The 6345-nt window shown below is 68.4% G+C and carries 5 protein-coding genes, 1 pseudogene and 1 riboswitch; of the genes and pseudogenes, 5 read left to right on the plus strand and 1 reads right to left on the minus strand.

Annotated features, from left to right (window positions below; genetic code table 11):
- Positions 1 to 1254, minus strand: a pseudogene (locus D180_RS21555) (5-methyltetrahydropteroyltriglutamate--homocysteine S-methyltransferase); the annotation flags it as partial.
- A gap of 210 nt (positions 1255 to 1464) precedes the next feature.
- A riboswitch (cobalamin riboswitch) is annotated at positions 1465 to 1718 on the minus strand.
- A 182-nt stretch (positions 1719 to 1900) separates the two neighbouring features.
- Here D180_RS21555 and D180_RS21560 point away from each other — a divergent pair.
- The 5 genes from D180_RS21560 to D180_RS21580 form a co-directional block, all read left to right on the plus strand.
- Positions 1901 to 2395, plus strand: coding sequence for a hypothetical protein (locus D180_RS21560; protein ID WP_157835497.1), 495 nt, complete (start codon positions 1901 to 1903; stop codon positions 2393 to 2395).
- A gap of 141 nt (positions 2396 to 2536) precedes the next feature.
- Entirely contained in the window at positions 2537 to 3571 is a 1035-nt protein-coding gene (gene dusA, locus D180_RS21565) for a tRNA dihydrouridine(20/20a) synthase DusA (RefSeq protein WP_017914408.1), read from the plus strand.
- A 413-nt stretch (positions 3572 to 3984) separates the two neighbouring features.
- Entirely contained in the window at positions 3985 to 4368 is a 384-nt protein-coding gene (locus D180_RS21570) for a hypothetical protein (protein ID WP_039726258.1), read from the plus strand.
- Between the two features lie 73 nt (positions 4369 to 4441).
- Positions 4442 to 5125, plus strand: coding sequence for a response regulator transcription factor (locus D180_RS21575; RefSeq protein ID WP_003469280.1), 684 nt, complete (start codon positions 4442 to 4444; stop codon positions 5123 to 5125).
- Positions 5126 to 5162: 37 nt separating this feature from the next.
- A partial coding sequence (locus tag D180_RS21580; protein ID WP_017914409.1) for an ATPase occupies positions 5163 to 6345 on the plus strand: 1183 nt, incomplete at its 3' end.

The following is a 6345-nucleotide window of genomic DNA, read 5'->3' on the forward strand; positions in this document are numbered from 1 at the left end:
GCGCTGCGCGTACGGCGACTGCCGGCGGCCGGCGTCGTCGGTCAGCGCGTCCACCCGCCGCGCCACCTCGGCGCGATGCACGCGCGCAGAGGCGCGACGGCTGGCCAACGCATCGCGCGCCGCGTCCAGCCCCGCCTGCGCCTGCGGCTGGTCGTCCAGCGCATCGGCCAGGGTGCGCAGTTCCTGCAGCTTCTGCCTGGCGAAGGCCAGCCAGCCGACCAGTTCGCGGTCCAGCCTGGTCTCCTGCTGCAGATCCACCGGAACGTGCAGCAGCGAGCACGAGGGCGCTAGCCACAGCCGCTCGCGGCCGACATGGCCGGCGGCGTAGCGTGCCAGGGTCAGCGCGTTGTCCAGCGGCGTGCGCCACACGTTGCGGCCGTTGACCAGGCCGGCCGAGAGCACGCGTCCGGCCGGCAAGGCCTGCAGCACCGCGTCCAGTTGCGCCACGCCGCGCACCAGGTCCACGTGGATGCCGTCCACCGGCAACGCCATCGCCAGTTCCAGGTTGTCGCCCAGTTCGCCGAAGTAGCTGGTCAGCAGCAGCTTCGGCCGCGTCGCCTGCGAAAGGGCATCATAGGCGCGGCGATAGGCGGCGCGTGCGGCCTCGTCCAGGTCCAATACCAGCGCCGGCTCGTCGAGCTGCACCCAGCCGGCGCCGGCCGCATGCAGGCGCTGCAGCAATTCCGCATACACCGGCAGCAGGCTGTCCAGCAACGCCCAGCGGTCGCTGCCGTCCACGGTCTTGGACAGCGCCAGGAAGGTCACCGGCCCGATCAGCACCGGCCGGGTCTGGATGCCCTGCGCCTTGGCTTCCAGGAACTCCACCACCGGCTTGTCGCCGCGCAGGCGGAAGTGCTGGCGCCGCGCCAGCTCCGGCACCAGGTAGTGGTAGTTGGTGTCGAACCACTTGGTCATTTCCAGCGCGTGCAGGTCCAGGCCGTGTTCCTGCGTGCCGCGCGCCATCGCGAAGTAGCCGGCCAGCGGATCGGCATCGGCCAGCGCGCGGTAGCGTTGCGGGATCGCATCGAACAGGAACGCGGTGTCGAGCATCGCGTCGTACAGGCTGAAGTCGTTGCTGGGCGGCACGTCCACCCCGGCCTCGCGTTGCAGTTGCCAGTGGCGCAGGCGCAGGTCGCGTGCGGTGTCCTGCAGTTGCGCGCCGTCGATGTCGCGGCGCCAGTAGCGTTCCAGCGCCTGCTTGAGCTCGCGCCGCGCACCGATGCGCGGGAAGCCCAGGTTGGTCACGATCGTCATGTTGCGTTTCCTCATTGCGTTCAAGGGCATTGAGGAACGAAGGAACCGCGCGCCGCGCGTCCCGTTCGCACGGACCGCCCGCCACGCCAGCGACCTTCGCCCCCGCGGGCGAACCGGTACCGCGCGGGCAGGCGGACGGCGCGGCGCGGCGCAAGGCCGGGTCGCGGTCCGGCCGCCTCCCCGCGGAGGCGCCAGGTCGAATCGGAGGACGCACGGTCCTCCGGCCGGGGCCGGTATTCGGGCTGATGGACACGCGCACCGTGCCGGCTGCGCACCTACTGTCCGTCGCTTCCCAGGCCGGCACGCGCCGGCCCAGTGCCATTGACGGAGGTCGTTTCCATTCACCGCTGCGGGGCAGCTCCGGAATGGGCAGGCGCTTGCGGCGCCGGCCGTCACCGGATTCCCGTTTAAATTCATCCCTTCATCCGAATGAAGCGATGAATACCTTCGGCGAGCGCACGATAGGCTGGATGCGGCGGGCGGGTCAAGGGCCTGCGCCATGCGTCCAGCGGAACCCGCACCACGGTTAGGCCATCGCTGCGGATCGCAGGCACCGATCGATAGGGATACGCCTGATTGATGCTGGCGCGCTGGGGCGGCGTAGTGGCAGTACCCCTGCTGCTTCCTCCCGCCCAAGGAAATCGTCATGCCCATCTACAATCACAATGGCAGCTTCGTTACTCCTGTGAACATCTTCCACTTCGTTACCCAAGTACAAGCCGGCGTTGTCGGCGGCTCATTGCCGTGCATGACCGGGGCTGGCAACAACCTGGGCGTCAACGCGTCGGCAGTCCAGAACATCTGCACTGTGCCGGGTATCACCCGCGCTTACGGCCTGATCACTTGCGCCGCGGTCATCTATGTCTCCAATCATCCGCATGCCCTCCCTTGCGCCTGGATGCACCATGCCAACGCAGGCTACGTCGCCACGCACGAAGCCGCCGCGGCGCTGGTCAGCCTCGGTGGACCGCCGCCGGCCAGCGTGCTGGTGGTCTTCGCCCATCCCGGTGCGTCCGATCCCGGCTATCTGACTTCGATCGGCAACATCGTCGGGGCCGGCATTCCCGCCAACAACATCGTCGAAATCCCCAACCTGATTGCGCCGCAGTTCGGCATCAACAACCTGGCTGAGATCGGCTGAAGTGCTCCCGCTCGCGCTGCGGCGCGCGGGTCCGTGCGAGACGCGGACGACTGTGTCTTGGTAGATGCCTAGCCGCAGACTCAAAAAAGCGCACGCGGCCCCGTCAGCAGCGAACGGTGTACCGCGCTAAAATTGCAGACAATGGAAACCCAAAAAAGCACCGCGGATCAGTCGAATAGCGCCGAGCACCAGCGCTACGCCGCCTCGCTGCGCCTGTCCGTCGCCCCGATGATGGACTGGACCGACCGCCACTGCCGGGTCTTCCACCGGCTGCTGGCGCCGTCGGCGCGGCTATACACCGAGATGGTGCACGCCAACGCGGTGGTGCTGGGCGATCGCGCGCGGTTGCTGGATTTCGATGCGTCCGAGCATCCGCTGGCGCTGCAGCTCGGCGGCAGCGAGCCGGCGCTGCTGGCGCAGGCGGCGCGGATCGGCCAAGACTGGGGCTACGACGAGATCAACCTCAATTGCGGCTGCCCGTCCGACCGGGTCCAGGCCGGGCGCTTCGGTGCCTGCCTGATGCGCGAGCCGGCGCTGGTCGCCGACTGCGTGGCGGCGATGGTCGCGGCGGTGGACATCCCGGTGACGGTGAAGTGCCGGCTGGGCGTGGATCAGGACGACGACTACGCGGTGTTCCTGGCCTTCGTCGACCAGGTCGCCGCGGCCGGCTGCGCGCTGTTCGTGGTGCATGCGCGCAACGCCTGGTTGCAGGGCCTGTCGCCGAAGGAGAACCGCGAGGTGCCGCCGCTGCGCTACGACTGGGCGCACCGGCTCAAGCGCGAGCGGCCGCAGTTGCAGGTCGTGCTCAACGGCGGTCTGGCCGCGGTGGAGACGGCGCAGGCGCAGTTGCAGGCGGTGGACGGGGTGATGCTGGGCCGCGCCGCCTACCACGATCCCTACGTCCTGCACCGGCTGGACGCGGCCCTGACCGGCGCCGCGCCGCGCCCGCGCGCCGAGTTGCTGCGCGCGCTGCGTCCCTACGTCGAGGCGCGTCTGGCCGAGGGCCTGGCGCTCAAGCACATCACCCGGCACCTGCTCGGCCTGTTCCACGGCCAGCCCGGCGGCCGCGCTTTCCGCCAGGTGCTCAGCGAGGGGGCGCACCGCCCCGGGGCCGATTGGGCGCTGTTGGAGCGGGCGCTGGCGGTCACCGACGGGGCGGCACGCGCGGCGGCGTGATCCGACGGGCGCAGCCGCGTGGTGCGGGCACCTTTTGCATCGATGACCTGATCGCTCTCATCGCCAAGCGGTCGCCGACCCATGCGGCGTCTCGATCGACGACTGTCACGCCGCCGTCTTCCGCACTTCGTTCAGGGATTCCGTTCAGGTTCCTGGGGCTAGTCTCCGGTCCTGCGGAGACGCCGCGAAGCACCTGCCGAAGGGCCTCTCCAGACCCCTGGCGCGGCCCTTGCATCGGCCTTCGGCAGGTTCATTTGACTGAATGCTACCGGGGGCGTCCGGAAAAGTTCAGACCGGATTCACCCCGAAAAATCAAGAATTTGCCTCGATTTCTCGAGGTCGTCTTCGTTCCCGCGAGGTGTCGCGCTTCACAAGTTTTGAACGTTTCCGATCAGTCCGTTAGGATGCCCGTCGTGACTTCTTCCGCTTCCCGCCACTACCGCTTTGCCGCTGTCTTCGCGCTCGCGCTGGCGTCGGTCGCGGCTGGGCACGGCCGTGCGCAGCAGCCGCCCATGCCGGGTGTGATGGCGCCGCCGGAGCGCGATGCGGGGCGCAATCGGGACTATGGCGGTAGTTCGCTGTCCGACGCGGTGCGCCGGGTGCAGCGCTCCACCGGCGGGCAGATCCTCGGCGCCGAGCGCGTGCCGTTCGATGGCCGCGACATCAACCGCGTCAAGTACATGGACGGCCGTGGGCGGGTACGCTACATGGACGATCCGCAACCTGGCCGTGCGGCGCCGCCGCGGGCGCCGCGGTCGGGCGAGCCTCCCGAGCCACCACGCGACGATCACCCGTGAGTCCGGATAGTTCGGTTCAGGTTCCACACACCGCCCCGGCCACCGGCCACCTGTAAGTTACTAGGGAGAGTTCATGCGTATCCTTCTGGTCGAAGACGAAGCTCCGCTGCGAGAGACCCTGGCCGCTCGCCTGAAGCGCGAAGGCTTTGCGGTGGATGCGGCGCAGGACGGCGAGGAAGGCCTGTACATGGGCCGCGAAGTGCCCTTCGACGTGGGCATCATCGATCTGGGCCTGCCGAAGATGTCGGGCATGGAGTTGATCAAGGCGCTGCGCGACGAAGGCAAGAAGTTTCCGGTGCTGATCCTCACCGCGCGTTCCAGCTGGCAGGACAAGGTGGAAGGCCTCAAGCAGGGCGCCGACGACTACCTGGTCAAGCCGTTCCACGTCGAAGAGCTGCTGGCGCGCGTCAATGCACTGCTGCGCCGCGCCGCCGGCTGGAGCAAGCCGACTCTGGAATGCGGTCCGGTTGCGCTGGACCTGGCGGCGCAGACCGTCAGCGTCAGTGGCAGCAACGTCGACCTGACCAGCTACGAGTACAAGGTGCTCGAGTACCTGATGATGCATGCCGGCGAACTGGTCTCCAAGGCCGACCTGACCGAGCACATCTATCAGCAGGATTTCGATCGCGACTCCAATGTGCTGGAAGTCTTCATCGGCCGCCTGCGCAAGAAGCTGGACCCGGACGGCGAGTTGAAGCCGATCGAGACCGTGCGCGGCCGCGGCTACCGGTTCGCGATTCCGCGTACCGAAGGCTGATCGCAGACGCCGGCGAGCACACCGAGGAAGCGACCGCGTGGCGGCACGACCCAGGTGGTACAAGCGCTGGCGCCCGCGTTCGCTGCAGGCGCGCCAGCTGCTCGCCGCCAGCCTCAGCCTGCTGGCGTTCCTTGCCGCGGCAGGTTACGCGCTGGACCAGGCATTCGCCGATACCGCGCTGAGCAACCTGCGCGAGCGCCTGAAGAGCTACGCCACCGCGTACGCCAACAACATCGACGTCGCCCGCGACGGTTCGCTGTACATTAACAACGACAAGTCGTCGCCGGACCCGCATTTCGACCGGCCCGGCAGCGGCCTGTACGCGCAGATCGAGTTGCCCAACGAGCGCTGGATCTCGATGTCCAGTGAGGGGCCGCTGCCGCCCAAGGGCGGCATGCTCGAACCGCGTCAGGAAACCTTCGACGGACCCTGGCCGATGACCCAGATCGACGGCAGCGAAGGCGAGGTCTACCGCTACGGCATCGGCTTGGCCTACGTGCGCCACGACAAGGAAACCCCGGTCACCATCTACATCATGGAGGACACCCGCGCGCTGGGCGCGCAGCTGCGCGTGTTCCGCGGCCGGGTGTGGTTCAACCTCGGCGGCGCCGGTCTGATCCTGCTGGTGCTGCAGGCCTTCATCCTGCAATGGAGCCTGCGCCCGCTGCGCCGGGTGATCAACGAACTGACCAAGGTGCAGCGCGGCGAAGCGGTGCGCATGGGCGATCGCCATCCGCGCGAACTGGAACCGCTGACCGACAGCATCAACGCCTTCATCGAGAGCGAGCGCGAGAACCTGGACCGTCAGCGCAACACCCTGGCCGACCTGGCGCACAGCCTGAAGACGCCGCTGGCGGTATTGCGCACCCAGCTCGACAGCGGTGCGCAGGGGCCGGAGTTGCGCGAAGAGTTGGACGTGCAGCTACGGCGCATGAACAACCTGGTGTCCTACCAGCTGGCGCGCGCCGCCTCCAGCGGCCACAAGCTGTTCGCCGCGCCATTGCCGATCGAGCCCAATGCCGAGGAGATCGTACGTGGCCTGGAGAAGGTCTATGCCGCCAAGGGCGTGCTGTGCGAGTTCGACATCGAGCCGAGCGCGCGCTTCCACGGCGAGCCCGGCGACCTGCAGGAACTGCTCGGCAATCTGCTGGAGAACGCCTTCAAGTGGGCGCGCCGGCGGGTGTTGCTGAGCGTGCGCCCGGAGCCGGCAGCCGGCAGCC

This window comes from Xanthomonas sp. SHU 166, assembly GCF_000364685.1.
GTDB classification, from domain to species: Bacteria; Pseudomonadota; Gammaproteobacteria; order Xanthomonadales; family Xanthomonadaceae; genus Xanthomonas_A; species Xanthomonas_A sontii.

Bases quoted from the DNA above. Each gene is read 5' to 3' on its own strand.
- D180_RS21560 (WP_157835497.1), top strand. From the start codon at position 1,901: ATGCCCATCTACAATCACAATGGCAGCTTCGTTACTCCTGTGAACATC.
- dusA (WP_017914408.1), top strand. From the start codon at position 2,537: ATGGAAACCCAAAAAAGCACCGCGGATCAGTCGAATAGCGCCGAGCAC.
- D180_RS21575 (WP_003469280.1), top strand. From the start codon at position 4,442: ATGCGTATCCTTCTGGTCGAAGACGAAGCTCCGCTGCGAGAGACCCTG.